Annotated in this window: 23 protein-coding genes and 1 pseudogene; 10 read left to right on the plus strand and 14 right to left on the minus strand. The window is 63.0% G+C overall.

Annotated features, from left to right (window positions below):
• Positions 1-2: 2 nt before the first annotated feature.
• The 8 genes from HU762_RS01575 to HU762_RS01610 all read right to left on the minus strand — a co-directional run bounded on the left by HU762_RS01575 (position 3) and on the right by HU762_RS01610 (position 7,104).
• The gene (locus tag HU762_RS01575; RefSeq protein ID WP_186631959.1) at positions 3-491 is read right to left on the minus strand and encodes a DUF2878 domain-containing protein; all 489 of its coding nucleotides are present in this window, start codon (positions 489-491) and stop codon (positions 3-5) included.
• Positions 491-1,759 (minus strand): cyclopropane-fatty-acyl-phospholipid synthase family protein, encoded by a 1,269-nt coding sequence (locus HU762_RS01580; RefSeq protein ID WP_186631962.1) that lies wholly within the window; start codon positions 1,757-1,759, stop codon positions 491-493. The genes HU762_RS01575 and HU762_RS01580 overlap by 1 nt, the downstream gene beginning before the upstream one ends.
• The gene (locus HU762_RS01585) at positions 1,731-2,546 is read right to left on the minus strand and encodes a DUF1365 domain-containing protein (RefSeq protein WP_186631965.1); all 816 of its coding nucleotides are present in this window, start codon (positions 2,544-2,546) and stop codon (positions 1,731-1,733) included. Before HU762_RS01585 ends, HU762_RS01580 begins: the two co-directional genes overlap by 29 nt.
• Positions 2,543-3,790 (minus strand): FAD-dependent oxidoreductase, encoded by a 1,248-nt coding sequence (locus HU762_RS01590; protein ID WP_186631970.1) that lies wholly within the window; start codon positions 3,788-3,790, stop codon positions 2,543-2,545. Before HU762_RS01590 ends, HU762_RS01585 begins: the two co-directional genes overlap by 4 nt.
• Before the next feature lie 3 nt (positions 3,791-3,793).
• Positions 3,794-4,549 carry an SDR family NAD(P)-dependent oxidoreductase gene (locus HU762_RS01595; protein ID WP_186631973.1) on the minus strand — a complete coding sequence of 252 codons (756 nt, stop codon included), beginning with the start codon at positions 4,547-4,549 and terminating at the stop codon, positions 3,794-3,796.
• On the minus strand, positions 4,546-4,968 hold the full coding sequence (locus HU762_RS01600; protein ID WP_186631976.1) for a nuclear transport factor 2 family protein: 423 nt from the start codon (positions 4,966-4,968) through the stop codon (positions 4,546-4,548). The genes HU762_RS01595 and HU762_RS01600 overlap by 4 nt, the downstream gene beginning before the upstream one ends.
• Positions 4,969-5,136: 168 nt before the next feature.
• Positions 5,137-6,213 carry an alkene reductase gene (locus HU762_RS01605; RefSeq protein WP_186631979.1) on the minus strand — a complete coding sequence of 359 codons (1,077 nt, stop codon included), beginning with the start codon at positions 6,211-6,213 and terminating at the stop codon, positions 5,137-5,139.
• 51 nt (positions 6,214-6,264) lie between these two features.
• Positions 6,265-7,104 (minus strand): pirin family protein, encoded by an 840-nt coding sequence (locus HU762_RS01610; protein ID WP_186631982.1) that lies wholly within the window; start codon positions 7,102-7,104, stop codon positions 6,265-6,267.
• A gap of 124 nt (positions 7,105-7,228) precedes the next feature.
• Between HU762_RS01610 and HU762_RS01615 the strand changes: the two genes are divergently transcribed.
• The 9 genes and pseudogenes from HU762_RS01615 (at position 7,229) to HU762_RS01655 (ending at position 17,454) form a co-directional block, all read left to right on the plus strand.
• Entirely contained in the window at positions 7,229-8,143 is a 915-nt protein-coding gene (locus HU762_RS01615; RefSeq protein ID WP_186631985.1) for a LysR family transcriptional regulator, read from the plus strand.
• 209 nt (positions 8,144-8,352) lie between these two features.
• Positions 8,353-9,713: pseudogene (locus HU762_RS01620) on the plus strand (NAD(P)/FAD-dependent oxidoreductase).
• Positions 9,713-10,123 carry a RidA family protein gene (locus HU762_RS01625; RefSeq protein ID WP_003201555.1) on the plus strand — a complete coding sequence of 137 codons (411 nt, stop codon included), beginning with the start codon at positions 9,713-9,715 and terminating at the stop codon, positions 10,121-10,123. Before HU762_RS01620 ends, HU762_RS01625 begins: the two are co-directional and overlap by 1 nt.
• 10 nt (positions 10,124-10,133) lie before the next feature.
• Positions 10,134-10,808, plus strand: a complete 675-nt coding sequence (locus HU762_RS01630; RefSeq protein WP_186631991.1) for a DUF1028 domain-containing protein — start codon at positions 10,134-10,136, stop codon at positions 10,806-10,808.
• Positions 10,801-11,970, plus strand: a complete 1,170-nt coding sequence (argE, locus tag HU762_RS01635; protein ID WP_186631994.1) for an acetylornithine deacetylase — start codon at positions 10,801-10,803, stop codon at positions 11,968-11,970. Before HU762_RS01630 ends, argE begins: the two co-directional genes overlap by 8 nt.
• 15 nt (positions 11,971-11,985) lie before the next feature.
• On the plus strand, positions 11,986-13,479 hold the full coding sequence (locus HU762_RS01640) for an aldehyde dehydrogenase family protein (RefSeq protein WP_186631997.1): 1,494 nt from the start codon (positions 11,986-11,988) through the stop codon (positions 13,477-13,479).
• Positions 13,480-13,543: 64 nt separating this feature from the next.
• Positions 13,544-14,980, plus strand: a complete 1,437-nt coding sequence (locus tag HU762_RS01645; protein ID WP_186632000.1) for an APC family permease — start codon at positions 13,544-13,546, stop codon at positions 14,978-14,980.
• Positions 14,980-16,362: an aspartate aminotransferase family protein gene (locus tag HU762_RS01650; protein ID WP_186632004.1), complete on the plus strand. Its 1,383-nt coding sequence runs from the start codon at positions 14,980-14,982 to the stop codon at positions 16,360-16,362. Before HU762_RS01645 ends, HU762_RS01650 begins: the two co-directional genes overlap by 1 nt.
• A 51-nt stretch (positions 16,363-16,413) precedes the next feature.
• Positions 16,414-17,454, plus strand: a complete 1,041-nt coding sequence (locus HU762_RS01655; RefSeq protein ID WP_186632007.1) for an ABC transporter substrate-binding protein — start codon at positions 16,414-16,416, stop codon at positions 17,452-17,454.
• A gap of 243 nt (positions 17,455-17,697) precedes the next feature.
• On the opposite strand, the gene HU762_RS01660 is transcribed toward HU762_RS01655, so the two are convergent.
• The 4 genes from HU762_RS01660 to HU762_RS01675 all read right to left on the minus strand — a co-directional run bounded on the left by HU762_RS01660 (position 17,698) and on the right by HU762_RS01675 (position 21,111).
• Positions 17,698-18,609 carry a LysR family transcriptional regulator gene (locus HU762_RS01660; protein WP_186610693.1) on the minus strand — a complete coding sequence of 304 codons (912 nt, stop codon included), beginning with the start codon at positions 18,607-18,609 and terminating at the stop codon, positions 17,698-17,700.
• A 116-nt stretch (positions 18,610-18,725) separates the two neighbouring features.
• Positions 18,726-19,130, minus strand: coding sequence for a cupin domain-containing protein (locus HU762_RS01665; RefSeq protein ID WP_186632010.1), 405 nt, complete (start codon positions 19,128-19,130; stop codon positions 18,726-18,728).
• Between the two features lie 129 nt (positions 19,131-19,259).
• Positions 19,260-19,553: an antibiotic biosynthesis monooxygenase family protein gene (locus tag HU762_RS01670; RefSeq protein WP_186632013.1), complete on the minus strand. Its 294-nt coding sequence runs from the start codon at positions 19,551-19,553 to the stop codon at positions 19,260-19,262.
• Positions 19,554-19,677: 124 nt separating this feature from the next.
• Complete coding sequence (locus HU762_RS01675; RefSeq protein ID WP_186632016.1) at positions 19,678-21,111, minus strand: PLP-dependent aminotransferase family protein; 1,434 nt, start codon at positions 21,109-21,111, stop codon at positions 19,678-19,680.
• Between the two features lie 165 nt (positions 21,112-21,276).
• Between HU762_RS01675 and HU762_RS01680 the strand changes: the two genes are divergently transcribed.
• A complete protein-coding gene (locus tag HU762_RS01680; protein ID WP_186632019.1) occupies positions 21,277-21,717 on the plus strand; it encodes a carboxymuconolactone decarboxylase family protein in 441 nt (146 codons plus the stop codon).
• A gap of 401 nt (positions 21,718-22,118) precedes the next feature.
• On the opposite strand, the gene HU762_RS01685 is transcribed toward HU762_RS01680, so the two are convergent.
• The gene (locus tag HU762_RS01685) at positions 22,119-24,692 is read right to left on the minus strand and encodes an EAL domain-containing protein (protein WP_186632022.1); all 2,574 of its coding nucleotides are present in this window, start codon (positions 24,690-24,692) and stop codon (positions 22,119-22,121) included.
• A gap of 128 nt (positions 24,693-24,820) precedes the next feature.
• Positions 24,821-25,495 (minus strand): DUF2238 domain-containing protein, encoded by a 675-nt coding sequence (locus HU762_RS01690; protein WP_186632025.1) that lies wholly within the window; start codon positions 25,493-25,495, stop codon positions 24,821-24,823.

Raw genomic sequence — 25,495 nt, forward strand, 5'->3', positions numbered from 1 at the left:
GATCAGCGGGAGTCGGCCAGGCGCGCGGCCAGTGGCAGCCATATCGCCCATAGCGGCGCCAGGACCAGCGCGGTGCCGGCCACACCCAGCGGCAGCGTCACGCCCGCCAGGGGCGCGCCCGCGCAATAGGCGAGGGGGCCGCCGATCATTCCCGCCAGCGCCCCGAGCCACGGACGGCTGCCGGCCCAGGCCATGCTGTGCCGAAAGCCTGTGGCAAAAACCAGCCAGAGCAGGGCCAGCCACAGCGGCAACGGGCTATCGCCGAAGCCGAACAGGCCCAGGGCTCCCAGGCTCCAATCCAATAACATGCCACTCACGCCGACACGCAACACCGCTTGGCACTCGGCCTTCGGTTCGGGGCAGTTCGTCAGGTGCAGCAGTAATCCGCCGACCACCGCTACCAGCCAGGCGGGCTGGTGCGCGCCCAGTACACAGCCCCACCAGCCTAGTTGCAGCCAGAGCGCATTGACGATCAGACCGGTGCGGCCCATCACGCTTGCCGCTGTTCCAGCAAGGGCACGGGACGGGCGCCTGGTGCGGCGAACAACAATTGCGCGACACCGATGGCGCGTTCCTGGAATCCACCCTCGCAATAGCACAAGTAAAACTCCCACAAGCGCTGGAAGGTCTCGTCGTAACCCAGCTCAAGCAACGCCTGGCTCGATTGCCGGAAGTTGTCGTGCCAGTGGCGCAGCGTGCGGGCGTAGTGCGCCCCGAAATCCTCCAGGTGCACCAGGTTGAGTGGCGTCTGGCTGCTGGCGGTCTGCAGCAGCACCGTCAGCGAAGGCAACGCGCCGCCGGGAAAAATGTAGCGTTGGATGAAATCCACCGAGCGTCGGGCCTGATCGTAACGTTGGTCGCGGATGGTGATGGCTTGCAGCAACATCAAGCCGTCATCCTTGAGCAGGGCGGCGCAGCGGCGGAAGTACTCAGGGAGGAAGCGATGGCCGACGGCTTCGATCATCTCGATAGACACCAGCTTGTCGAAGGACCCCTCCAGGTCACGGTAGTCCTTGCGCAGCACTTCGATACGCTGTTGCAGGCCAAGCTCCTCGACACGCCGGCAGGTGTGGGAGTATTGCTCTTCGGACAGCGTCGTGGTGGTGACGCGGCAGCCGAAATGGCTGGCTGCATGGATGGCCAGGCTGCCCCAACCGGTGCCGATCTCCAGCAAATGGTCGCCGGGCCGCAGGTCGAGCTTTTCGCAGATACGTTGCAGCTTATGGACCTGAGCGTCTTCGAGGCTTTGTTCGGCACTGACGAACATCGCCGCCGAATACATCATCGTGGGGTCGAGCAAGCGTTCGAACAGTCTGTTGCCGAGGTCGTAATGGGCCATGATGTTGCGCCGCGAGCCCTTGCGGTTGTTGCGGTTGAGCCAGTGCAATCCCCGCAGCAACGGTCGGCCCAGGCGCGCGAGGCCGCTGTCCATGGCATCGAGCACGTCCAGGTTGGCAACGAAGAGGCGGGTCACGGCGGTCAGGTCGTCGCTGCGCCAGTAGCCTTGGATGTAGGCCTCGCCGGCACCGATCGAGCCATTGCCGGCGATCATGCCCCAGGCGGCGTTGTCGAGTATCTCGACCTCGGCCAAGAGTGAGCTGTCTGCGTCGCCGAAGCTCAAGGAGCCGCCCTCAAGCTTGAGGCGCAGATGGCCGTGACACAGGCGGCGCAATTGCGACAGTACGGCTTGCTTGAAAAGTCCGCCGCTGAACGGACAGAAACCGACGGCCTTAGTGACGCTCAGGGTGGGTTCGGGCATGGACTGGATCCTTTTGAACAGTTTCGCCGACGCTCAGGTCGCTTTGGCTGGCCTGGTGATCGTGCAGGGACGTGCGTTTGAAAAGCAGGCGCAGTGCCTGCCAGTAAATGGCGCTCAAGGTGCGCAGGCTCATCCACGGGAAGGCCAGGAAATAGCGGCGCAACGCCGGCGCGTCCAAGGGGCGACGTTGCAATGCAAGGTCGGCCTCGAACACTTTGTGACCGGCGCGCCAGTTCTCCATGCGCACGCGGATGTGCGAGTCCTGGATCAGGAAACGCATGTGATAGTCCATGTCCCGTGGCAGGAAGGGCGAAACATGGAACGACTTGGCCACCCGGAATGTGTGGGGCTCGCCGGCAAGCACCGGCAGCACGTAATGGTGGCGCTCACGCCAGGGCGTGTTACGCACTTCGCAGAGGATTGCCGCCAGGCGCCCGTCGAGCTCATGACAGAAATAGAAACTCACCGGATTGAATGAAAGGCCCCAGCTGCGCGGTTGGGTCAGCAGATGGATCGCGCCTTGGGGGGCGGATCCCAGGGCTTGCTGGAGCGTGTCCCGCACCGCTTGAGTCAATGCCATACCCTGGCGTGTCAGGGCCGGCAGGTAATCCCTTTCGCGCCAGCACAACGGCGCCGCGCGCCAGGGCCGCAGCAGGCGCGACAGGCCCAGCACTTGCTCCTGCTCGGCGAGGTCCAGGTAGAACATGCCGATCGGATATCGGAACGCGTGGGCGCGTGGCGCCTGGCGCCGATGATCGATCCAGCCGTAGCACAGGCTGCTGTTCAAAGCGTTTCTCCGAAATGCTTCGCGACGGCAAGCGCGCTCACCACGCCATCCTCGTGGAAACCATTGGCCCAATACGCACCGCAGAAATAGCTGTGCTGGCGTCCTTGCAGATTCTCTTGCCGGGCCTGGGCGGCGATGCCGGCGAGGCTGTATTGCGGATGGGCGTAGTCGAACCGGGCGAGCACCTTGGCCGGGTCGACAAACTCGCTTTGGTTGAGGCTCACGCAGAACGTCACGGGGGCATCCAAACCCTGGAGGATGTTCATGTTGTAGGTCAGTGCGGCCGGCGCCTGGAGCGGGCCGCCCAACCGGTAGTTCCAGCTCGCCCAAGCCTTTTGCCGTTGCGGCAACAACCGGGTATCGGTATGCAGCAGCACCTCGTTATGGGCATAAGCCAGGGCGCCGAGCACGTCGGCTTCAGCGGCACTCGGGGTTTCCAGCAACGCCAGGGCCTGGTCGCTGTGGCAGGCGAACACCACCTTGTCGAACCGCTCGATGCCACGGCGGCTGTGGACGCTGACGCCTTCGTGGTCACGGCTGACGCGCCGCACCGGACAATCGAGATGAATATGCTGGCGGAAATCGGCACACAGCGGGTCGATGTAACCGCGCGAGCCGCCTTCGATCACCCGCCATTGCGGGCGCTGGTTCACCGACAGCAAGCCGTGGTTGTGGCAGAAACGCACGAAGAACTGCAGCGGGAATTCCATCATTCCGGCCGGTGACATCGACCAGATCGCCGACCCCATGGGCACGATGTAATGCTCGGTGAACCGTCGACCGTAACCTCGATCGCGGAGGTAATCCCCGAGCCGGGTCGTGGCATCGATGCGGTGCGCCAGCAGGTCGGCGGTTGCCTGCCGGTTGAACCGGAGAATGTCCAACAGCATGCCCCAGAACCCCGGCGACAGCAGGTTGCGGCGTCGAGCAAACAGGCTGTTCAGAGTGTGGCCCTTGTATTCCTGGCCGCAGGCGGGGTCGTGCACCGAAAAACTCATTTCCGTCGGGCGCGACGCCACGCCCAGCTGGTCCATCAAGCGAATGAAATTCGGATAGGTCCAGTCGTTGTACACGATGAAACCGGTGTCCACGGCGTAGCGCCGGCCCTGCCATTCGACATCCACGGTATGGGTGTGGCCGCCGATCCTGTCGTCGGCTTCGAACAAGGTGATCTGGTGCTGGCGGGACAACAGATAAGCGCACGTCAGTCCCGAGATACCGCTGCCAATGATCGCAATGCGCATGGCTCAAGCCTCTCCGGCGTCGCGTGACAGGCGCAGACCCAGCGCCAGGCGCCAGCGTGCGGGCAGGCGTCCGAGCAGACGCATCACAGCAATGAACAACCAGGGGAAAGCGATCTCCAGCGGTCGCGCCGGCAACCGCCGCGTGATGTGCCGGGCGGCCCGTTGCGCCGACCAGCGCATGGGCATGGGGAAGTCGTTGCGCCGGGTCAGTGGCGTGTCGACGAAACCCGGGCTCACCAGCGTCACGTCGATGCCTTCGGCGGCCAGGTCGATGCGCAGGGATTCGACCAGATAACGCAACGCTGCCTTGGATGCGCCATAGGCACCGGCGCGGGGCAGGGCCAGCCAGGTCACCGCGCTGCAAACCGCCACCAAGTGTGGATTGCGGCCTCGGCGCAGCAGCGGCAGAGCTGCTTCCAGGCAATGGCAGGTGCCCAGCAGGTTGATATTCAGGACTCGTTCCACCAGGCGCGTGTCGAAGTGCCCGGGCTCGAGGTATTCACAGGTGCCGGCATTGAGGATCACCTGATCGAGCGCGCCCCATTCGACGTCGATGCGTTCGATGATGGCCGCCACTTGGCCCGGGTCGGTCAGGTCCCCGGGCAACACCAACACTTGGTCCCCATAGCGTTCCGCCCAGACTCGCAGCGGGGTGGCCTGGCGGGCACTCAACGCCAGGCGATGGCCTTGCTCCAGGAGCACCGCCGCCAGCTCAGCGCCGATGCCGCTGCTGGCACCGGTCAACCAGACGCGGCTCATGTCAACCTCCGCTTCAGCCAGCGGATGACCGGGCCAAACAGCGGCAAGTGCTCGTAGAGCAGGGCGCCGGCGTCGAAAAAGTCGCGGTGCAGGTAGATCCGATCGTTCCAGCGCAGATAGCTGCAACCTTGCACTTCGATCGGCGCGCCGCCGGCCAGGCGCGGGTGCCTGAAACGCAGCGTCCAACGCAGGTAACCCTCGCCGGAGCCAACTTCGTCGTGGCCATGGAAGTCGTAGTGCACGTCGCTGGCATTGGCGTAGAGCTGCGCAAAATAATTGTGCAGCGCGGGCAGGCCTACGACTCGGTGCAGAGGATCCTGAAAGACCACATCGTCGCTGTAAAGCCTGTCCAGCTCAGCCAGGCGATTGGCATCCAGTTCGGCGAACGAGCGGGCGAAACCCTTTAGGAAGGCGGACATGGCAGGCTCCGAAAGCTGTACATTATATTTTTCGTGTACAAGTTTTCGGAGCGTACTGGATGGGTTGTACGAGATAAAGCGTTTTGTATAAGTATTTTACAGTTTTGTACAATTCGGCGAGGCGAGCGGGAAGCGGTGATTCATTCCATCAACCTCGCTATGGCAAATCTAGTGCGCGGCAAGCACCGGATAATCCGTATAGCCGCGCTCCTCGCCTTGGTAGAAGGTGGACGGATCAGCCTCATTCAAGGTCTCGCCCAACCTGAAACGCTCCACCAAGTCTGGATTCGCCAGAAACGGCGTACCGAACGCCACCAGGTCCGCAGTCCCCTGGCTGATGGCCGCGCCCGCGCGCGCGGCGCCGTAGCCGCCGTTGGCGATATAGGGCCCGGCAAAGCGGCGCTTGAGCTCCAGGAAGTCGAACGGGCCTTCGCCCAGTTCCACGATGTGCAAATGCGCCAGGCCATAGCGGCTGAGCATCCGGGCGGTGTATTCGAAAGTCGCTTGGGGGTTGCTGTCGCTCATCGAGAAGTAGCTGAAGATCGGCGACAGGCGAACACCCACGCGGCTGGCGCCGAAGACTTCAATCACCGACTCGACCACTTCCTTGAGGAAGCGCGCGCGGTTTTCGATCGAGCCGCCATACGCATCGGTGCGTTTGTTGGTGCCGTCGCGCAGGAACTGGTCGATCAGGTAGCCGTTGGCGCCATGGATCTCCACGCCGTCGAAGCCGGCCAGCTTCGCGTTGCGGGCTGCTTGGTGGAAGTCGGCGACCACGCCCTGGATTTCCTCCAGCTCCAACGCCCGTGGCAGCTCGTAGGGCTTGAGCCCCTCGGGGGTGTAGATTTCACCGTCGGCCTTGATCGCCGAAGGCGCCACGGGCAGGGCGCCGTCAACCTGCACCAGGGGATGAGACAAGCGGCCGACATGCCAGAGTTGCAAGTAGACCTGCCCACCCTGGGCGTGAACCGCGTCGGTAACCTGCCTCCAGCCCGCGATCTGTTCAGTGGTAAAGATCCCGGGCGTGCGCAGATACCCCTTGCCCTGGGCCGAGACTTGCGAGCCCTCGGTGACAATCAGGCCGGCGCTGGCCCGCTGGCTGTAGTACTCGGCCATGAGCGGTGTCGCTACGTCGCCGGCACCGGCCCGGCTGCGGGTCATGGGGGCCATGATCATGCGGTTTTTCAGGGACAGCTTGCCGACCTGGGCACGAGACAGCAGAAGATCGAGACCGATGTGGGGCATGGTTAACCTCTAGACAATGAAAGGATAAAAATGGATGGAATCGAAGGGCGGCTAGGCCAGCCGTCCTTGTTGTTTCAAAAGCGCGCCGATGCGCTGGATTTCCTTTTCGCCTTGTTCCAGCGCCGCCTCGCTGGTGTGCACCGAGTAGTAGCCCATCACCAGATCGTGGGGGTGCTTGATGGCGGAACCGAGCACGAACGAGGTCGCGCCCCGGGCAACAATGTCGATGGACTGGCGGGATTGCTCGAAGATCACCATCTCCCCGGCCTCGACGCTTGCGCCCGCGTCGAGGCGGCCGCTGTTGACGGCCAGCCATGCGACGTCGTGCCCGGCCGGCGGCGTGTAGCGCCAGCGTTCGTTGTCCTTGAGCTGCACGCCCAGGTAGTTCATGCCGGCCGGTGCGGCAACCGGGCTGCGTGCGGCGCCGTATTCGCCGAGCATGACCAGCGCCGGGCCGTCCCGAGGGATGTCCGTTGGGGCGAGGTAGACGCTGGTCGCCGGGGCGTTTTCCTGGTCGGGCGGCAGCGCCACCCACAGCTGGAAGCCACGAATCGGCGATCCGCCGACGGGCTGGCCGGTATGCCAGACGCCGTTGCCGGCTTGCATCCACTCCATGCCGCCGCTGGGCAGCACGCCGGATTTACCGGTGGTGTCTTCGTAGGTCACTTCGCCTTCGATCATGTAGGTCAGCGTCGCGATCCCGGAATGAGGGTGCATGTCGAAGCCGCGTGGCACGGCCTTGGCGTTGAAATCGAACAGATCGAGAAACACGAAGGGCTTGCACAATTGGCCCAGGTCGCCGGGGCTCATCAGCCGCGTGATGGGACCGTGGCTGCTGCCGCGGGTGCGGTGTACGACGGTGCGCGGTGGCGCTGCGACGATGCTGTTCATGGAGATCCTCGGGGTTCTGGAGCGCGGGGGCTTCGATGGGGAAGAGAATAAGCGGCTTCCAATAGATTGATTAGCCGATAGAATCGGATTGAACTCATCCAATAAACGAAGGAATCAAGGCGCTATGCTCGACCTCAATGACGTGGCGCTATTTGTCCAAGTGGTGCGCAGCGGCAGTTTTGCCGAAGCGGCTCGGCGGCTGGGCATGCCTTCGAACACCGTGAGCCGGCGCGTCCAGCAACTGGAGGCGCAGTTGGGAGCACGCCTGCTGCAACGCTCCACCCGCAAGCTGACGCTGACGAATGTGGGCGAGGGGTTCTATGAGCGTTGCGTGGTTGCCGTGGACGGCCTGTTGGACGCCGGCCAGGCACTGATGCAGGGCAGCGACGAGCCCTCGGGCCTCGTGCGGATTGCCGCGATGGCGGACTTCTTCGACTTTTTTCCGATGGAATGGATCGCCGACTTTCTCGCCGCTCACCCGCGGGTGCAACTCGACTTCGTACTCAGCGATGCCCGCGTCGACCTGATCGCCGACCGCATCGATGTGGCCTTTCGGGGCGGCGCATTGCTGGACTCGGGGTACGTCGGTCGCCAACTGCTCGGCAACGTGGGCGACGGCCTGGTCGCCAGTCCCGCCTACATCGCTGCGCGGGGCATGCCGGCGTCGCTGGACGACCTGGCGCATCACCACGCCGTGACCTTTGCGCACCCCAGTGGCTTGAGTCACTGGCGTCTTGTCGGCCCGGACGGCGTCGAAGCGGAGGTGCAGATACCCAGCCGCTTCAACGCCAACACCGCCCAGGCCTTGCGCAAGGCAACAGTGGCGGGCCTGGGCATCGCCGTGCTGCCGTCAGCGCTGAGCCGTATGGATCTGGACGCCGGCCGATTGGTGCGAGTATTGCCGCACTACCAACGCCACGGGTTTGGCCTGAACGTGCTCTATCCAAGTCGGCGACAACTGCCGCTGGCGGTCTCGGCGTTCATCGCGCTGGTGATGGAAAAGCTTGAGCTCAAGGCATTTCCGGCTCAGCCGGCGTAAATTCTCCTACCCATTTTTTGAGCCATAAGCCTGTGGCACCCAGGCCTGGCTGACGCAAATCTGCCACCCAGTTTTTTCCTTCCCAGCCACAACATAAAGCCTCGTTTCGCAAATTCCCGCCTGCCAACACAATCGCCTCGACACCTCCTCTCGATAGTCGCAACCGCAGAACAACAAGAAATCAGAACCCGAGGCGGCACCGCGCCGACCTGAACCAAACCCACTGCCGGAAGTGCCCGATATGCCCGTTGAAACAATACGCATAGATACGCTCGTTATAGGTGCCGGCCAGGCCGGCGTGGCGATGAGTGAACATTTGAGCCGCCAAGGCGTGCCGCACCTTGTGGTGGAGCGCAACCGCATTGCCGAGGCCTGGCGCACGGCGCGCTGGGATTCGCTGGTTGCCAACGGCCCGGCCTGGCATGACCGTTTTCCAGGGCTGGAATTCGAGGGCCTGGACCCCGATGCCTTCGCCTCCAAGGACCAGGTGGCCGATTACTTCGAAGCCTATGCCAACAAGTTCAAGGCGCCGATCCGTACCGGCGTGGACGTGCGCCGCGTCGAGCGCAATACCGGTCGCCCCGGCTTCACCGTCGATACGTCCGAGGGCTTGATCGAGGCCATCAACGTGGTGGTCGCCACCGGCCCGTTTCAGCGCCCGGTGATCCCGCCGATTGCGCCTGACATGGCCACGGTGAGGCAAATTCATTCGGCGCAATATCGCAACCCCGCGCATCTGGCCGACGGCCCGGTGCTGGTGGTGGGCGCCGGGTCGTCGGGGGTGCAGATCGCCGATGAATTGCAGCGCGCCGGCAAGCAGGTCTACCTCTCGGTGGGTGCCCATGACCGGCCGCCGCGAGCGTATCGCAACCGTGATTTCTGCTGGTGGCTGGGGGTGCTGGGCGAGTGGGATGCCGAAGCGGTCAAGCCGGGCAAGGAGCACGTCACCATCGCCGTGAGCGGCGCGCGCGGCGGGCACACCGTGGATTTTCGCCGGCTGGCCCATGAAGGCATCACGCTGGTGGGCCTGACCCGGTCGTTCAACGGCAGCGTGGTGAGTTTTGAATCGAACCTGGCCGAAAACATTGCCAGGGGCGATGAAAACTACCTGGCGTTGTTGGATGCCGCCGACGCCTATATCGAGCGCAACGGCCTGGATCTTCCGCCGGAACCGGAGGCGCGTCGCCTATTGCCGGATCCCGAATGCCTGACCCAACCGATCCTGGAATTGGACCTGGCCGAGGCGGGTGTCAGCAGCATCATCTGGGCGACCGGGTATTCGGTGGATTACAGCTGGCTAAAAGTCGATGCCCTCAATGCCAGCGGCAAACCCCGGCACCAACGCGGCGTGTCCAGCGAGCCAGGGCTGTATTTCGTCGGCCTGCCTTGGCTGTCGCGCCGGGGCTCGGCGTTCATCTGGGGCGTGTGGCACGACGCCCGGCATATCACCGAGCACATCGTCAAACAGCGCACGTACCTCGACTACCGGGACGCCTCCCAGCGCGTTGCCCAATCGCCAGCGCCGGGCAGCACGCAACCTTCGAAAACCAGCCTCATGGGAGTCCGCTGATGCCTACTCACACTCGCATCCGCATGTTCAACACCAAAGACACCTACCCGAACCAGACGCTGGACAACGACCTGTGCCAAGCCGTCCGCGCCGGCAATACCGTCTATGTGCGCGGCCAGGTCGGCACCGATTTCAACGGCCAATTGGTGGGCCTCGGCGATCCGCGTGCCCAGGCCGAGCAGGCCATGCGCAACGTCAAGCAACTGCTGGAAGAAGCCGGCAGCGACCTGAGCCACATCGTCAAGACCACCACCTACCTGATCGACCCGCGTTACCGCGAGCCGGTGTATCAGGAAGTCGGCAAATGGCTCAAAGGCGTGTTTCCGATTTCCACCGGGCTGGTGGTCAGCGCCCTGGGCCAGCCGCAGTGGCTGATGGAAATCGACGTGATTGCGGTCATTCCCGAATAAGGAGCACGACATGACGTTTTCCATCGTCGGACGCTGCGCCGAAACCGGCCAGTTGGGCATTGCCATCAGTTCTTCCAGCATCGCCGTCGGCGCCCGATGCCCGTGGCTGCGAGCCGGTGTCGGCGCGGTTTCCAGCCAGAACATTACGCTGCCGGCCCTCGGGCCGCAGATTCTCGATGATTTGTCGTTCGGTTCGAACGCCCAGGCAGCGTTGGACAAGGCCTTGGCGCGTAACGGCTATGGCGAGTATCGCCAGGTGGCGGTGATCGACGCCCAAGGACGCACGGCAGTTTTCAGCGGCCGCCATGCCTTGGGCATCCACGGCGCTCAAGCAGGTGAGCAATGCGTGGCGGCCGGCAATCTGTTGGCGGGTGAGGGCGTCATCGAAGCCATGGTGACGGCTTTCGAGCAGGGCGAAGGGAGCCTCGCGTCCCGCCTGCTGAATGCCCTGCAGGCCGGGCAGACGGCGGGCGGAGAAGCCGGGGCCGTGCACTCGGCGGCGCTGTCGGTGGTGGATGACCTGACCTGGCCCATCGTCGATCTGCGGGTCGACTGGGCGGATGAAAACCCCATCGGCGAACTGGAAAAGCTCTGGCTCGCGTATCAGCCGCAACTGCGCGATTACCTGACCCGTGCCCTCGATCCGACCCAGGCGCCGAGTTACGGAGTGCCGGGCGATGAGTGAGCTGCGCAGTCGCGCACTGCTGGCCGAATTGGTGGGCTTTGCCACGGTCAGCCGCGACTCGAACCTGGCGTTGATCGAGTTCGTGCGCGACTACCTCCATGGGCTGGGCGTCGATAGTGAGCTGATCTACAACGCCGACCGCACCAAGGCCAACCTGCTGGCGAGCATAGGCCCGGCGGTGCCCGGCGGCGTCGTGTTGTCCGGGCACACCGACGTGGTGCCGGTGGACGGCCAGGCCTGGACGGTCGATCCGTTCCGACTCACCGAAGCGGACGGCAAGCTGTTCGGACGTGGCACGGCGGACATGAAGGGCTACCTCGCTTGCGCGCTGGCGGCGGTGCCGATGTTCCTGTCGAGCCCGCTGCGTCGTCCGCTGCACTTGGCGTTTTCCTATGACGAAGAGGTCGGTTGCCTCGGCGTGCGCAGTCTGCTGGAAGCGTTGCCGCAACGCATTCCCCGACCGGCCCTGTGCCTGATCGGCGAGCCCACCGAGCTGCAGCCGGTGCTGGGCCACAAAGGCAAGTTGGCGATGCGTTGCCACGTCAAAGGCGCGGCTTGCCATTCCGCCTACGCGCCTGACGGAGTGAACGCCATCGAACAGGCGGCGCGCCTGATCGGCCGGTTGGGGGAAATCGGCGCGGCGCTGGCCGAGCCGTCACGGCACGACGAGCGCTTCGACCCGGCGTATTCGACGGTGCAGGTCGGGGTGATCCACGGCGGCACGGCATTGAACATCGTCCCGGCCGATTGTCGTTTTGACTTTGAAGTGCGCGCTCTGCCGGATTTTGTCCCGCAGCGAGTTGTGGACCAGTTGCAGGACTACGCCGAGCAGGCGCTGCTGCCCAGGATGCGTGCGGTCAATGCCGACACCGCGATCCGTTTTGAACACGTGTCTGCCTACCCCGGCTTGGCAACGTCGCCGGACAGTGAAGCCGCGCGCCTGATCGCCCGGCTGTGTGGCAGCGACGTCTTCAGCACCGTGGCGTTCGGCACCGAGGGCGGGCTGTTTCACCAGGCCGGCATCCCTTCGGTGGTCTGCGGCCCCGGCAGCATGGACCAGGGGCACAAACCCGACGAATACGTGAGCGTTGAACAAATGGCAGCTTGCGACCGGTTGATGGATCGCCTGGCGATTTACCTCAGCGAAGTCAACGACGTCTGATTCAAGGAATTACTTGTGAACGAATTGAAGGATTGGAAGGCGCGGGCCGCTCAATTGCGCCTGCGCGACAGCGCCCTGATTGACGGCGAACCATGCGAGGCTCTCGACGGCGCTCGACTGCAAGTGATCAACCCGGCCAATGGCGAGTTGCTGGCCAATGTGGTGGCCTGCGCTGGGCCGGAAGTCGACCTCGCCGTACTCAGCGCCCGCAGGGCTTATGAGCATGGCCCGTGGGTGCGGATGGCGCCGACCGAACGCAAGGCGGTGTTGTTGCGCCTGTCGCAATTGATGCTGGCCCATCGCGAAGAACTGGCGCTGCTTGACTCCCTGAGCATGGGCAAGCCGGTCATGGATGCTTGGAACATCGACGTGCCGGGCGCCGCCCATGTGTTTGCCTGGTACGGCGAAAGCCTCGACAAACTCTACGATCAGGTCGCGCCATCGGCAGCCAACGTCCTTGCCACCATTACCCGTGTTCCGCTCGGGGTGATCGCGGCGGTGGTGCCGTGGAATTTCCCCCTGGACATGGCGGCCTGGAAGCTCGCACCGGCCTTGGCGGCGGGCAACTGTGTGGTGCTCAAACCCGCCGAGCAATCGCCGTTCTCGGCGCTGCGCCTGGCCGAACTCGCCCTGGAAGCGGGCGTGCCACCGGGCGTACTCAACGTTGTGCCGGGCCTGGGCGAGCAGGCGGGAAGGGCGCTCGGCTTGCACCCGGACGTCGATTCACTGGTGTTCACCGGCTCGACCGAGGTCGGCAAGTACTTCATGCAGTACTCGGCCCAATCGAACCTCAAGCAGGTCTGGCTGGAGTGCGGTGGCAAGAGCCCGAACCTGGTGTTCGCCGACTGCCAGGACCTGGACCTGGCGGCGCAGAAGGCCGCGTTCGCAATCTTCTTCAACCAGGGCGAAGTCTGCTCGGCCAACTCCCGGCTGCTGGTGCAGCGTTCGATCCACGACGAATTCGTCGAACGCCTGATCGATCAAGCGCGGCTGTGGCAGCCCGGCAATCCCCTGGACCCGTCGAGCCGAGCCGGGGCCATCGTTGATGCGCGCCAGACCGCACGGATCATGCAGTACATCCAGCAGGCCCAGGCCGAAGGCGCGAGCCTGGTCTGCGGTGGTCGCCAGTTGAGCATCGACGGATCGAACAATTTCATTGAGCCGACGATTTTCACCGATGTGCTTGCGGCCATGCAGTTGGCCCGTGAAGAGGTGTTCGGGCCGGTGTTGGCGGTCAGCGTTTTCGACGACGAAGAACAGGCCATCGCCATGGCCAACGAGCACATCTATGGGCTGGCGGCCTCGTTGTGGACCGACGATTTGAACCGCGCTCACCGGGTGGCGCGACGGTTGAACGCCGGCACGGTGTCGGTCAACACCGTGGACGCCCTGGACGTCACCGTGCCGTTTGGCGGCGGCAAGCAATCGGGCTTCGGTCGCGATCTGTCGCTGCATGCATTCGACAAATACACGCAACTCAAGACCACCTGGATCCAGCTGCGCGACTGACCGCGGCTCAAGCTTCTACCCGCAATCGTTTTGTTCTTCATAAAACAAGAAAACGGAGCAACCGATGGACAGTTCCTCAAGCGTGCCGCTACAAACCGTTACCCCATCCCGGGCAGGCCCACGTCGACGCCTGGGCCTGAGCGCCCTGTTGGCGGTCGCCGTGGGCCTGGTGGTTTCCCAGGGTGTCATGGTGCTGATGCTGCAAGGCGCCGGGATCGCCGGCATGGGCTTTGTCATACCGCTGGCATTGGCCTGGCTGCTGGCCCTGAGTTACGCCTGTTCGTTCTCAGAACTGGCGCTGATGATTCCTCGCGCCGGCAGCCTGAGCAGCTACACCGAAGTCGCTATCGGCCAGTTCCCGGCGATCCTGGCGACCTTTTCCGGCTATGTCGTGGTGGCGATGTTTGCCTTGTCGGCAGAACTGCTGCTGATGGAATTCATCATCGACAAGGTCTACCCGCACTCGATGCCGCCGCTGAGCGTGGCGCTGGGGGTGCTGTGCCTGTTCACCGTGCTCAACCTGTTCAACATCGACATTTTCTCGCGCCTGCAAACCGTGCTGGCCTTGGTCATGACCGTCATGCTGTTGGTCATGGGCCTCGGTGCCTTGGCCAGCGACGGGGCCAGCAGCGTCTCGACGCTGGTGGCGAGTTCCGGCTGGAATCCCATGGGGCTCGGTGTCATCGCCTTGACCGCGATGGCGGTGTGGGGCTTCGTCGGGGCCGAGTTCGTCTGCCCTCTGGTGGAGGAGACACGGCGCCCGGAGCGCAACATACCGGCCTCGATGATGATTGGCCTGACGGTGATTTTCGTCATCATCTGCCTGTACTGCCTGGGTGCGTTGTTGACCATTCCCCAGGCTGAGCTGGCCAGCAACGGCCTGCCGCATTATCTGTTCGCGACCACGGTGTTCGGTGAAGCCGGGCAGGTGTTCCTGGTGACCGCCGCCATCACCGCGACGTGCAGCACGCTCAACAGCTCGCTTGCGGCCATCCCGCGCATGTTGCTGGGCATGGCCCGCAGCGGCCAGGCGTTCGGCATCTTCAAGCGCCAGGGCAAGCGCAGCGGCGCGCCGTGGGTCGCGGTGCTGTTCGTGGCGCTGGTCACCGGCCTGCCGTTGTTGCTGATGCACGACAGCCCCGACGCTATCAACCTCTTGCTGCTGGCGGCTGCGCTGGCCTGGTTGCTGGCCTACGTCATCACCCACATCAACGTGATTGCCCTGCGTCGTCGTTACCCCGATGCGCATCGGCCTTTCCGTACGCCGTTCTACCCGCTGCCCCAGCTGTTCGGTATCGCCGGCATGGTCTTTGCCATCTGGCATGTATCCCCCAGCCCGGAAATGACGGTGCCGATCTTCGCCAGCGCCGGTGCGGTGCTGGCCATCGTCTCGCTGATCGCGCTGGTGTGGGTCAAGTGCGTGATGGGCAAGCCGCTGTTCAAGCCCGAGCCACTGGCGCCTACCGATTCCGACAATTTCAATAAGCAAGGAGACCTGTAATGAGCGCATCACCCAAGCCAACACGCAGCACCCGTGAATACCAGGCGCTGGATGCCGCGCACCATATTCATGCGTTTCTCGACCAGAAGGCCCTCAACGCCGAGGGGCCGCGGGTCATCGTTCGTGGCGAAGGCCTGGCGCTCTGGGACAACGATGGCAAGCGTTACCTGGACGGCATGTCCGGGCTGTGGTGCACCAACCTGGGTTACGGCCGCCAGGACCTGGCGGCCGCGGCCAGCCGGCAGCTGGAGCAATTGCCGTACTACAACATGTTCTTCCACACCACCCACCCGGCGGTGGTGGAACTGTCCGAGTTGCTGTTCAGCCTGCTGCCGGATCACTACAGCCACGCCATCTACACCAACTCCGGCTCCGAGGCCAACGAGGTGCTGATTCGCACCGTGCGCCGCTATTGGCAAATCCTCGGCAAGCCGCAGAAGAAAATCATGATCGGCCGCTGGAACGGCTACCACGGTTCAACGCTTGGCGCTTCGGCCCTCGGCGGCATGAAGTTCATGCACGAAATGGGCGGGGTGATTCCGGATGTGGCGCACATCGACGAGCCGTACTGGTTCGCCCACGAAGGCAACCTGACGCCTGCCGAATTCGGCCTGCGCGCCGCCCGGCAACTGGAAGAAAAGATCCTCGAACTGGGCGCCGACAATGTCGCCGCGTTCGTCGCCGAACCCTTCCAGGGCGCCGGCGGCATGATCTTCCCGCCTGAGAGCTACTGGCCGGAAATCCAGCGCATCTGCCGGCAATACGACGTGCTGTTGTGCGCCGACGAAGTGATCGGTGGATTTGGTCGTACGGGTGAGTGGTTTGCCCATGAGTATTTCGGTTTCGAACCCGACACCTTGTCGATCGCCAAGGGCCTGACCAGCGGCTACATCCCCATGGGCGGGCTGATCCTGTCCAAACGCATGGCCGAGGTGCTGGTGGAGCAGGGCGGCGTGTTTGCCCATGGCCTGACCTATTCCGGGCACCCGGTGGCGGCGGCGGTGGCGATTGCCAACCTCAAGGCCCTGCGCGACGAGGGCATCGTCAGCCAGGTCAAGGAAGACACCGGCCCGTACCTGCAACGTTGCCTGCGCGAAACGTTCGACGGGCATCCGCTGATTGGCGAGATCCAGGGCGCCGGCATGGTCGCGGCCCTGCAACTGGCCGAAGACAAGGACAGTCGCAAGCGCTTCGCCAACGAAAACGAAATGGCCTGGCAATGCCGCACCTTCGGTTTCGAGGAGGGCCTGATCATCCGCTCCACGCTGGGCCGGATGATCATGGCCCCGGCGCTGGTGGCCAGTCATGCCGACATCAACGAACTGGTCGATAAGACCCGTAAAGCTGTAGACCGCACCGCCCGCGCTTACGGTTGCCTTTGAGTCCCGTCGCCGGCTCGTGCGGGCGAGCCGGCATTTTCGAGGAACCGCTTCATGTCCAGATCCTTGCGATGCAACATTGCGTGCGCCCTGGCGTTACTGAGCACCAGCGTCCTGGCCGCGCCACAAAGCCTGACCGTGATTTCATTCGGCGGCGCCACCAAGTTGGCCCAGGACAAGGCCTACTTCCAACCCTTCAACGCCAGCGGTGCAGGGAACATCGTCGCCGGCGAGTACAACGGCGAGTTATCGAAGATCAAGGCCATGGTCTCGGCCGGGCACACCAGTTGGGATGTGGTCGAGGTGGAAAGTCCCGAGTTGCTGCGCGGTTGTGAAGAGGGACTGTTCGAAAAGCTTGACCAGGCGGCCCTCGGCGATCCGGCGAATTACGTCCCGGGCGCGCTCACTGAGTGCGGCGTGGCCACGTACGTCTGGTCGATGGTCCTGGCCTATGACCAGACCAAACTCGCCAAGGCGCCCAAGTCCTGGGCGGACTTCTGGAACGTGACCGAGTACCCGGGCAAGCGCGGCTTGCGCAAGGGCGCCAAGTACACACTGGAGATCGCCTTGCTGGCGGACGGCGTCAAGACTGAGGACGTATACAAGGTACTGAACACGCCGGAAGGCGTTTCACGGGCATTCGCCAAGTTGGACCAGATCAAGCCGAACATCCAATGGTGGGAGGCGGGCGCGCAACCGGCGCAATGGCTGGTGGCCGGAGACGTGGCGATGAGCGCTGCCTACAACGGTCGCATCGCCTCGGCGCAGAAGGAGGGGATGAAGCTGAGCATTGTCTGGCCGCAAAGCCTGTATGACCCGGAATACTGGGCGGTGGTCAAAGGCACGCCGAACAAGGCCCTGGCCGAGAAGTTCATCGCCTTTGCCAGTCAGCCGCAAACCCAGAAAGTCTTCTCGGAAAACATCCCTTACGGACCTGTGCATCGCCAGACCCTGGCCTTGCTGCCCGCCGAGGTGCGCGAGCAACTACCGACTGCCGAGGCCAACCTGGCGCAGGCGCAAGCGGTGGATGCCGAGTTCTGGGTCGACCATGGTGAAGAGCTGGAGCAACGCTTCAACGCCTGGGCAGCTCGCTAGCCCGCCACCCTGTAGCGAATCGCTCTTGTGGCGAGGGGATTTACTTTGATCGTTCCCACGCTCTGCGTGGGAATGCATCCCGTGACGCTCTGCGTCACCCCCAAAAGCGGAACGCGGAGCGTCCCTGGCGGCATTCCCACGCAGGAGCGTGGGAACGATCGATATGTGTTTTCAGCCTTGAAAATCAGATGGTTGCAATTTGTTCCATGAGAGCAAGCTCGCTCGCCATAAAAGGTGGCTGGCCTACGCCAGCCACTCCCCGAACTGTTCCTTGCAGTAGTTCACGAACAACTGGGCCGGCTTGGTGAGGTGGGCGCGCTTGAGCCAGCCGGCTACCAGCGCCGAGCCTGTCACGTCTTCGCCGATGTCGATGCAGACCACCTGCTGGCCGTCATAGGTACAGGTCGATTGCGGGCGAGTCACCAGCACGGCAAAACCGAACCCCTGGCCGACCATGCCGCGCACCATCTCGATGGAGGGCGAGCTGAAGACGATGTTCGGCGTCAGGCCAAGCTCTTCAAAGATGCTCACGAAATACGTCCGGCTGGGCTGCACGTCCAACAGGATCATCGGCTCAAGCGCCAGGTCGCGCAGCGACACCTGGGCCTGGCTGGCGAAGCGATGCCCGGCTGGCAACAAGGCGTAGGGCCGTTGCGGCGCCGTCAATGCCTCGGTCTCGATGGTACTGTCGAGGTCGTGCTCATAAAAAATCGCCAAGTCGAAACGCCCGCCCGTCAAGCCTTGCACCAGCTCCTGCTGCTCGCCGTCCTGCACGCGGATTTCCACCCCGGGAAAGCGCTCGCGAAAACCGGCGATCAGCCGTGGCAGATAGAGCGGGGCGACGGTCTCGAAGCAGCCTATGTCGATCTGTCCGCTGACCACATCGTTGTCCGCCAGCGCGTTTTGCTCGAACTCCCGGGCCATGCGCAGCAGCTCCTGGGCCTTGCGATAGAAGCGCGCACCGGCGGGGGTCAGCGACACACCTTGGGCATGGTGTCGGATCAACAGCTGCACGCCGAAACTGTCCTCGAGCCCCTTGACTGCCGTGGCAATCGACGGCTGGGCAATGTAGAGCTTGCGCGAAGCTTCAGCGACGCTGCCACATTCGACCGTGGTGACAAAGTACTTCAACTGCCGCAAGGAATAGGACGCCAAGACACACCTCGATCCGGATGGTTTTGGCTACCTTACCGCGTGCCGCTTGTGAGGGGGACGAACGTTGCAACGGATTTTGCTGGGCAGTGGCGATATCCAGGCTGGCTTGCCTGGGTTCAGTTTTCCAACGGGATCAGCACGGCCTCGTTTTCGCCCATCACCATGAACACCAGCAGCTTCGCCGGTTGGGTGGAGCTGGCATTCTTCGACACCAGATGCTCGGAGCCGGCGGGTTCATACCAGAACTCGCCCGCCTTATAGGTGGTCGCCGGCTCGCCCTTGACCTGAGAGGTGATCGCGCCTTCAAGGACATAGGCCATGGCCGTGCCTTGGTGTTTGTGGGCGATTGACGACTGGCCGGGTGCATAGTCGACAGTGAGCATCATGGCTTTCTTGCCGGGCAGGTTCTTCAATTGCTTTTCTTGCAGCACCTGGACCTTCTCGGAAGGGCCGGCTTCGTGGGCGAAGAGCGGGGCAACGGGGAGCAGGCTCAGGGCGGCGATCAGGCAGAGTGTTTTCATCGTGGCGGGACCTTGGTGGTGAGTGAACTCGCGCGGTGGCGATGGCTTCACCCTAAGCCCCTGGACAGCGTGGAAAAACCTCCAATTCTGCAAAAGACCGGTAGACCAATGGGGCAACGACCGGACATTTCACACCAGCGGAAAACTATTGAAGTCCACGCTGCGGGCCAGGCGGGTTTCGATCAGGCTGATGAAGCCCTGGACCTCGGGACAGTTGAAGTGGGCCTGCATGGCCGCCTGCGACTGCCAGCGGGCGCTGACGTTCCAGCGGTCCGAGTTCTCGGGGCAGCGATCGACCATGTAGGCATCGCAGCCTGGCAAGGCCCGCAGGGTTTCGACGATTTGCTGCAACTGCCGGCCCAGTTCTTCCGAACGCCCGGCGGCGGCCTGCACCTGAACGGTATTGATCACTTGGCGAGACATTGTCCTGGCTCCTGAATCAAGTTGAACGGGATCTACCCAGACACTCAATGACACCTGGGCAGAATAGGCCCGCCGAGGCCAGGCTTAAACAGCCAATGGGCGGATAAACGTCCAGTCCAATCGGTCAGGCGACCTGCCGCAAAATATCGCGCAAGCGGTCAAGGGCAATATCGATGTCGAGGAGTTCGATGCCGCCAAAGCCCAGTATCAAGCCGGGTCGCACAGTTTCCACATGGAAAAAGCCGTCGAGGCTGTAGATACCGACTTCGGCTTTTTTTGCCAGTTCGATAATCAGGGCCAGGTCCATCGGCACCTTGCACAGCACCGCCATATGAAAGCCCGCCGTGGTGGGCACGGCTTCGAACCAGGGTGACAGGTCGTCGCCCATGCGCGCCAGGATTCGCTCGCGCCGAGCGGCATACAGCGCGTGGCAGCGCCGGATATGCTTGAGCAGGCAGCCCTCGGCGATGAATTTCGCCAGCGCCCATTGGGGCAGGGTGGAGGTGTGCTGGTCGGTGAGGCGCTTGGCCAGGATCACCGCCTCGAGAATCGCTGGCGGCAGGATCGCGTAGCCAAGCCGCAGCTCCGGCAGCAGGGTTTTCGAAAATGTCCCGACGTACGCCACGATCCCGCGCTCGTCCATGCTCTGCAGCGAGTCGGTGGGCCGCCCTTCATAGCGAAACTCGCTGTCGTAATCGTCCTCGATAATGATCGCCCCCAGCTCATAGGCCCGCGCCAGCAAGGCCTCGCGCCGGGGCTGGCTCATGGGCATGCCGAGGGGAAACTGGTGGGACGGCGTCACATAGATCAGCCGCGTGCCGTCGGGAATCAAATCCACGCGCATGCCTTGCTCATCCACCGGCACGCCGGCCACCGTTGCGCCGTGTGAGCCAAACAAAAGGCGTGCCGGCGGATAGCCAGGGTCTTCCATCGCCACCAGGCTGCCGGGACGAGTCAGCACCCGTGAAATCAGATCCAGCGCCTGCTGCGCGCCGTTGCACACCACCACGTCAGCGTCCTGGCAATTGACCCCGCGGGAAAACGCGATGTGCCGGGCGATAGCGTTGCGCAGCGCCGGCAGGCCTTCGGGCTGGCTGTAGAAACCCTTGGCGTTGGCAATCTGGCGCAAGGCGTGGGCGGTGCAGCGACGCCAGTCGTCCAGGGGAAACTGGCCCTTGCCGGTGGCGCCGCCGATGAAGTCATAACGCAGCGCGCTCTCGGGGTTAGGGTGTCGCAGCAAGTCCGGCATGTTGCGCCAAGCCTCGACGACGTCGGCACCGGCAAGCTCGCGGTGGCTTTGCTTGCGCACGATCATGGCCGGGCGTGCGTTGACATAGGTGCCTTTGCCGATCACGCCGGTGAGAAAATTTTCGTAGGTCAGTTGCGCATACGTATCGGACACGGTCTTGCGCGAAACACCCAGTTGCTCGGCCAACAGGCGGCTGGGCGGCAACTGGGTGCCGGCGGCCAGCCGACCGCTCTCGATGGCGCTGCGCAATTGTCGATACAACTGGCCCAGCAGGTCTTTGCGGCCGTTGATGACAACATGAAGTTCCATACCCGCGGGCTCCCGGATGATCGATTGCAGCAAGGGTTCAAAGACGAAGATTACCCGCAATGCGCTGGAGCGGAGAAGTTGCGTGAGCCTTTTTCGACGCATTGGACCTGTCGCGGGTGGCCTCGACCTCCTACCGTGGACACATCGACCACTACGGAGCCCGCCATGAGCCCGCGTCTGGATTACTACAGTGCGTCCCCTGGCGCGATGAGGGCAATGATCGGCCTTGAAGCGCTGACCAGTCGCCTGAGCATCGAGCCGGCGTTGCTCCACCTGATCAAAATCCGCGCCTCGCAGCTCAACGGCTGCGCCTTCTGCACCGACATGCACTCGATGGACGCGCGCCGCCAGGGCGAGACCGAGCGGCGCCTCTACGCGGTGACGGTGTGGCGCGACAGCGGATTCTTCAGCCCGCGCGAACAGGCAGCACTGGCCTGGACCGAAGCCGTCACGCTATTGGCCGAAAGCCAAGTGCCCGAAGACGTCTACAACCTGGCGCGCGCCAATTTCAGCGAAGAAGAACTGGTCGACCTGACCCTGGCGATCAGCACCATCAACAGCTGGAACCGGCTGGCCGTGAGTTTTCGCCAGAGTCCGGGAGGCTAAGTGGATATTTACCTGTGACCGTCCTAGCAAGCAGGCTTCACAGGAGAAGCGCGATCACCCAAAACCAGGTCGGCTATAAGGCCGCCTCGCAGTGGACGTTGATCTCGGCGCCCCGTTAACCACGCTGGCCGAACGCAGGTATTGCGCAGTGGGCATCCCGGCATGGATGCCGGGATAGCCGCGCTGGCCCATGGATGGGCCTTCGCGGCGGGCCCACGGAGCAATGCCGGAGAGAGGGCATGCCGAGCCTAGGCGAGGCACCGAGTGGTGGGGCAAAAGCGTTTTGCTTACTTTTGCGCTTCACAAAAGTGAGTCGCTGTAAAAGCGAAACCCTAGTCAGCCGTTACCGAAGAAACGGATATGTACTCAATCAAAAAAATCCCACCCGACTGCTAGGAGGACTAAAGCCACCGAGGCGTAGTAAAAAACGAAGCCATCTGCGAACGAGCCAGCGCCGCGCCAAAGTACGGCCCCTGCACATGATCGCAAGCAACACTGCGCAACTGATCATACTGCCGGGCATTCTCAATACCCTCGGCCGTCACCATCAGCCCGACACTGCGACTCAACCGAATCATCGCCAACACACCTTCCTGATCGTGCTCCAGCCCCAACTGCGCCAAAATATTGCGATCGAAACGGATACCGTCGAACGGCTGGTCAAGCACCTCGCGCAGGGAAGCGATATTGGTGCCGAACTTATCGATATTGATCCGCACGCCCAACGCCTTGAGGGCATGCAAAGTATTGGCGAGCGTCTTGTGATCGGTCAGCAACACCCCTTCCGCCACCTCAAGGGTCAGGCGCTGCGCCGGCAAACCGCTGGTTTCCAAGGCCTTGTGCACTTGATTGAATAGAAAACTGCTGCTGAACCACCTCGGCGAAACGGCGACGGACAGGGCGAGCGCGTTGGGCCAGGTCATCGCCTCTTCGCAGGCGTTGATCAACATCCAGGTGCCCAGCTCCTCCAGTTGGCCAGACGCTTCGGCCACGGGGATGAAGTCGGCTCCACCCAGTTCGCCTCGCTCGGGATGGTGCCAGAAGACCTGGGCTTCAAAACCATGCAGCTGTTCGGCATTCACGTCGAAACGCGGCAGGTAACGCAATTCAAGCTGGTCCTGGTGCATCGCATCGCGCAATTGCTGCTCGTAGCGGCGGCGGTCGCGGGCGACATTGCCCATGGCCTCTTCATAGACACGCCAGGTATTGCGGCCGGCGCCCTTGGCCGCATACAGGGCGATGTCGGCCTGGCGCAACAACTCTTCGGCGCGTTGATCGCGAGGCTGCGACCAGGCCACCCCGATACTCACCCCCAGGTACAAGGTGTTGCCATCCAGGTGCATGGGCCGTTGCATGCAATCGATCAGGCGCTCGCACAGTTGATCGAGATCGTTCGCATCGCCGGGGTTGGGCATGACGATGACAAACTCATCGCCCCCAAGGCGGGCCACCAGGTCGGTGCCGCGGACGTTTTGCTGAAGGATATGCGCCACTTCCTTGAGCACCTTGTCGCCCACTGCATGACCCAGGGAGTCATTGACCGGTTTGAATCGATCCATGTCCAGGTTCAGTATCGCCAGTGGCGTCCCTTGCGCCTGGTCCAGGTGTTCGCTGAGGCAATCGAACAAGCGGTTGCGGTTGGCCAGCCCGGTCAGCGGGTCGTGCAGGGAGAGGTGTTTGATCTGTGCCAGCGCGCGCAATTCATCGGTGATGTCGGTGGCCGTGCCGCGAAAGCCCAAGCTGCCGGCATCAATGGCCCGGACCGAGAGTTTGCAGGTACGGATGCGTTGATTATGCGCGGTGTATTCGCACAGCAGCGGGGCGGATGAGGCGTTGTTGGCACCACCGAGCAGCCAATGCGCGATGGAGATCGACCCGCTGTGCGGATGAAGTAACCGGTGCAGCGGCTTGCCCAGCCACTCGACGGGACTGAAACCGGTCACTTGTTCGAAGCGTTCGGACAGGTAGGTTAATGTCCCGGCCGAATCAACTTCCCACAACCAGTCCGACGATACCTCGGCAATGTCCCGGAAACGCTCTTCGCTGCGCTCCAACGCTTTGCGGTGCGCAAGAAGGCTGGCGTACTGGCGTTCCTGGGCGCGGAGCATCAGCAGCGCATGGCGCAATACCGCCAAGGCCATGATCCCGAGAAACAGCAATGCCACGGCCAGCAACGGCAGCAGCACTTTGCGCAGGTCCTTGCCGGGTGTCGCCGGGCGCCATGCCAGCGCTTCGCGGGTCAGGTCGTTGAGCAAGACCTGGGCAGTCTCTTTGGGGCCTGGCGTATAGGCGATATGCGCATCGGGCAGAGCAAAATCCCGCGACAGGCCTTGCAACGCCGCGCTGTCCAGGACTTTCACGAATAACAGCAGGCTGGGCGGGCCTGGAATCTCGGGCACGCTGTTGTCCGTGCCGATGGTAATCGCCGAGACGGCGACGAAGGCCGGCGCGTCTTCGTGATGCAGCAACTCGACGATCACCTCATCGCGGTTCTCCTCGGCGCTGGCTTTGCTGGCGAGGGCACGCAGGTCGCCGCTCAGCCAAGTGTCAGCCGCCACCTCGCTCATCTCGCCATCGATGACCGAATAGACCGTCTTGCCGGTGGGGGAAATGACAAACACGGCTTGATAGCCGTAGAGCGAAAACACACTGCTGCCGACATTTTCCTGGTCATAGGCCCAGTCCTTGTCGACTTCCACATGGAGGTGCCGGTAGGCGTCGCTCCATTTGGAGTAGTCGCTCAGGTCGCGTCCGATACCGGTGCGGATACCGTCGATGGCCCGTTGTGCGAAGAACAGGCTTTGCTCGCGGGCCTGTTGGTCCTGGGTCTGGGTGATATTGAGCAGCACCGCGATGGCCAGTGCGGACATGACGAACAGCAACAGCATGATGGCCGGGAAGGTGCGGCGGGTGAAACTTCGGGTCGGCCGCTCGCCGGTTATCACGGGGGAGCCATTGCCAGCATCTTCGATCATAAAAAACAAGCCATCAGCGAAACGCGAGATACCTCGCACTAGCTTTGTATCGGCTGACTGGCTGATTAACTTAATAAAAGTGTGGAAATGCTGACCAACTGCATCATTTTTTCTCCCGACGCCGGCTATCAGGTACTGGCTTTGTTGCGCATTGCCCATTCCAGGGCAAAATCGCGCTGCTGGAAATAATTGACCGCGGCAGCGGCCACCAGCGTCATGCACGCGGCAAGCGCCGCCAGCGCCATGTCCTTTTGCGCGTCCCAGGGATCCTGTTGCGCACCCACAAACGCCTTCGCGGTATCGCCGCCCATGTAGGCACCCCCCACCCATTCGATCAGCTCATAAATAGCCGAGGACGACAGGATCAGGTTCCAGGCCAGGAAATACCCACTGAACCCCCCGGCTGGAATGACCCGCAGCAGCGCCTCGCGTACCGGGTAAGCGAGCAGCAGGCCATAGCTGAAGTGCACCAGGCGATCGAACTGGTTGCGCTCAAAACCCAGCAGTTGGTCCAGCGGCTGGCCACCGGTCAGGGCCTGCCACCACTGGTTATAGGGGACTTTCGCGTAGGTGTAGTGGGCGCCGACCTCATGGATGCAGAGAAACACGAACACCAGGGTGGCGGACAAACGGGAAAAGCTGAACCTGCGGTGGACGGCCACCAGGAACATCAGAAGCGCAAACACCAGCAGGTTCTCCGCCAGCCAGTCGCTGCGTTTCATCGGTGCAATGGCCAGCCATGTCCATAGGGCGACAAAGCCTCCCAACAGGATCAGCTCATACCGGCTTGCTTTCGTGCGCAT

The sequence above is a fragment of the Pseudomonas sp. SWRI92 genome (assembly GCF_014268685.1).
GTDB classification, from domain to species: domain Bacteria; phylum Pseudomonadota; class Gammaproteobacteria; order Pseudomonadales; family Pseudomonadaceae; genus Aquipseudomonas; species Aquipseudomonas marvdashtae.

Coding starts and splice junctions, on each gene's coding strand:
- HU762_RS01690 (WP_186632025.1), bottom strand. CDS start 25,495: ATGCGCACGAAAGCAAGCCGGTATGAGCTGATCCTGTTGGGAGGCTTT.
- HU762_RS01680 (WP_186632019.1), top strand. CDS start 21,277: ATGAGCCCGCGTCTGGATTACTACAGTGCGTCCCCTGGCGCGATGAGG.
- HU762_RS01600 (WP_186631976.1), bottom strand. CDS start 4,968: ATGTCCGCCTTCCTAAAGGGTTTCGCCCGCTCGTTCGCCGAACTGGAT.
- HU762_RS01675 (WP_186632016.1), bottom strand. CDS start 21,111: ATGGAACTTCATGTTGTCATCAACGGCCGCAAAGACCTGCTGGGCCAG.
- HU762_RS01615 (WP_186631985.1), top strand. CDS start 7,229: ATGCTCGACCTCAATGACGTGGCGCTATTTGTCCAAGTGGTGCGCAGC.
- HU762_RS01625 (WP_003201555.1), top strand. CDS start 9,713: ATGCCTACTCACACTCGCATCCGCATGTTCAACACCAAAGACACCTAC.
- HU762_RS01670 (WP_186632013.1), bottom strand. CDS start 19,553: ATGTCTCGCCAAGTGATCAATACCGTTCAGGTGCAGGCCGCCGCCGGG.
- HU762_RS01630 (WP_186631991.1), top strand. CDS start 10,134: ATGACGTTTTCCATCGTCGGACGCTGCGCCGAAACCGGCCAGTTGGGC.
- HU762_RS01590 (WP_186631970.1), bottom strand. CDS start 3,790: ATGCGCATTGCGATCATTGGCAGCGGTATCTCGGGACTGACGTGCGCT.
- HU762_RS01685 (WP_186632022.1), bottom strand. CDS start 24,692: ATGATCGAAGATGCTGGCAATGGCTCCCCCGTGATAACCGGCGAGCGG.
- HU762_RS01645 (WP_186632000.1), top strand. CDS start 13,544: ATGGACAGTTCCTCAAGCGTGCCGCTACAAACCGTTACCCCATCCCGG.
- HU762_RS01605 (WP_186631979.1), bottom strand. CDS start 6,213: ATGCCCCACATCGGTCTCGATCTTCTGCTGTCTCGTGCCCAGGTCGGC.
- argE (WP_186631994.1), top strand. CDS start 10,801: ATGAGTGAGCTGCGCAGTCGCGCACTGCTGGCCGAATTGGTGGGCTTT.
- HU762_RS01580 (WP_186631962.1), bottom strand. CDS start 1,759: ATGCCCGAACCCACCCTGAGCGTCACTAAGGCCGTCGGTTTCTGTCCG.
- HU762_RS01595 (WP_186631973.1), bottom strand. CDS start 4,549: ATGAGCCGCGTCTGGTTGACCGGTGCCAGCAGCGGCATCGGCGCTGAG.
- HU762_RS01650 (WP_186632004.1), top strand. CDS start 14,980: ATGAGCGCATCACCCAAGCCAACACGCAGCACCCGTGAATACCAGGCG.
- HU762_RS01655 (WP_186632007.1), top strand. CDS start 16,414: ATGTCCAGATCCTTGCGATGCAACATTGCGTGCGCCCTGGCGTTACTG.
- HU762_RS01610 (WP_186631982.1), bottom strand. CDS start 7,104: ATGAACAGCATCGTCGCAGCGCCACCGCGCACCGTCGTACACCGCACC.
- HU762_RS01575 (WP_186631959.1), bottom strand. CDS start 491: ATGGGCCGCACCGGTCTGATCGTCAATGCGCTCTGGCTGCAACTAGGC.
- HU762_RS01665 (WP_186632010.1), bottom strand. CDS start 19,130: ATGAAAACACTCTGCCTGATCGCCGCCCTGAGCCTGCTCCCCGTTGCC.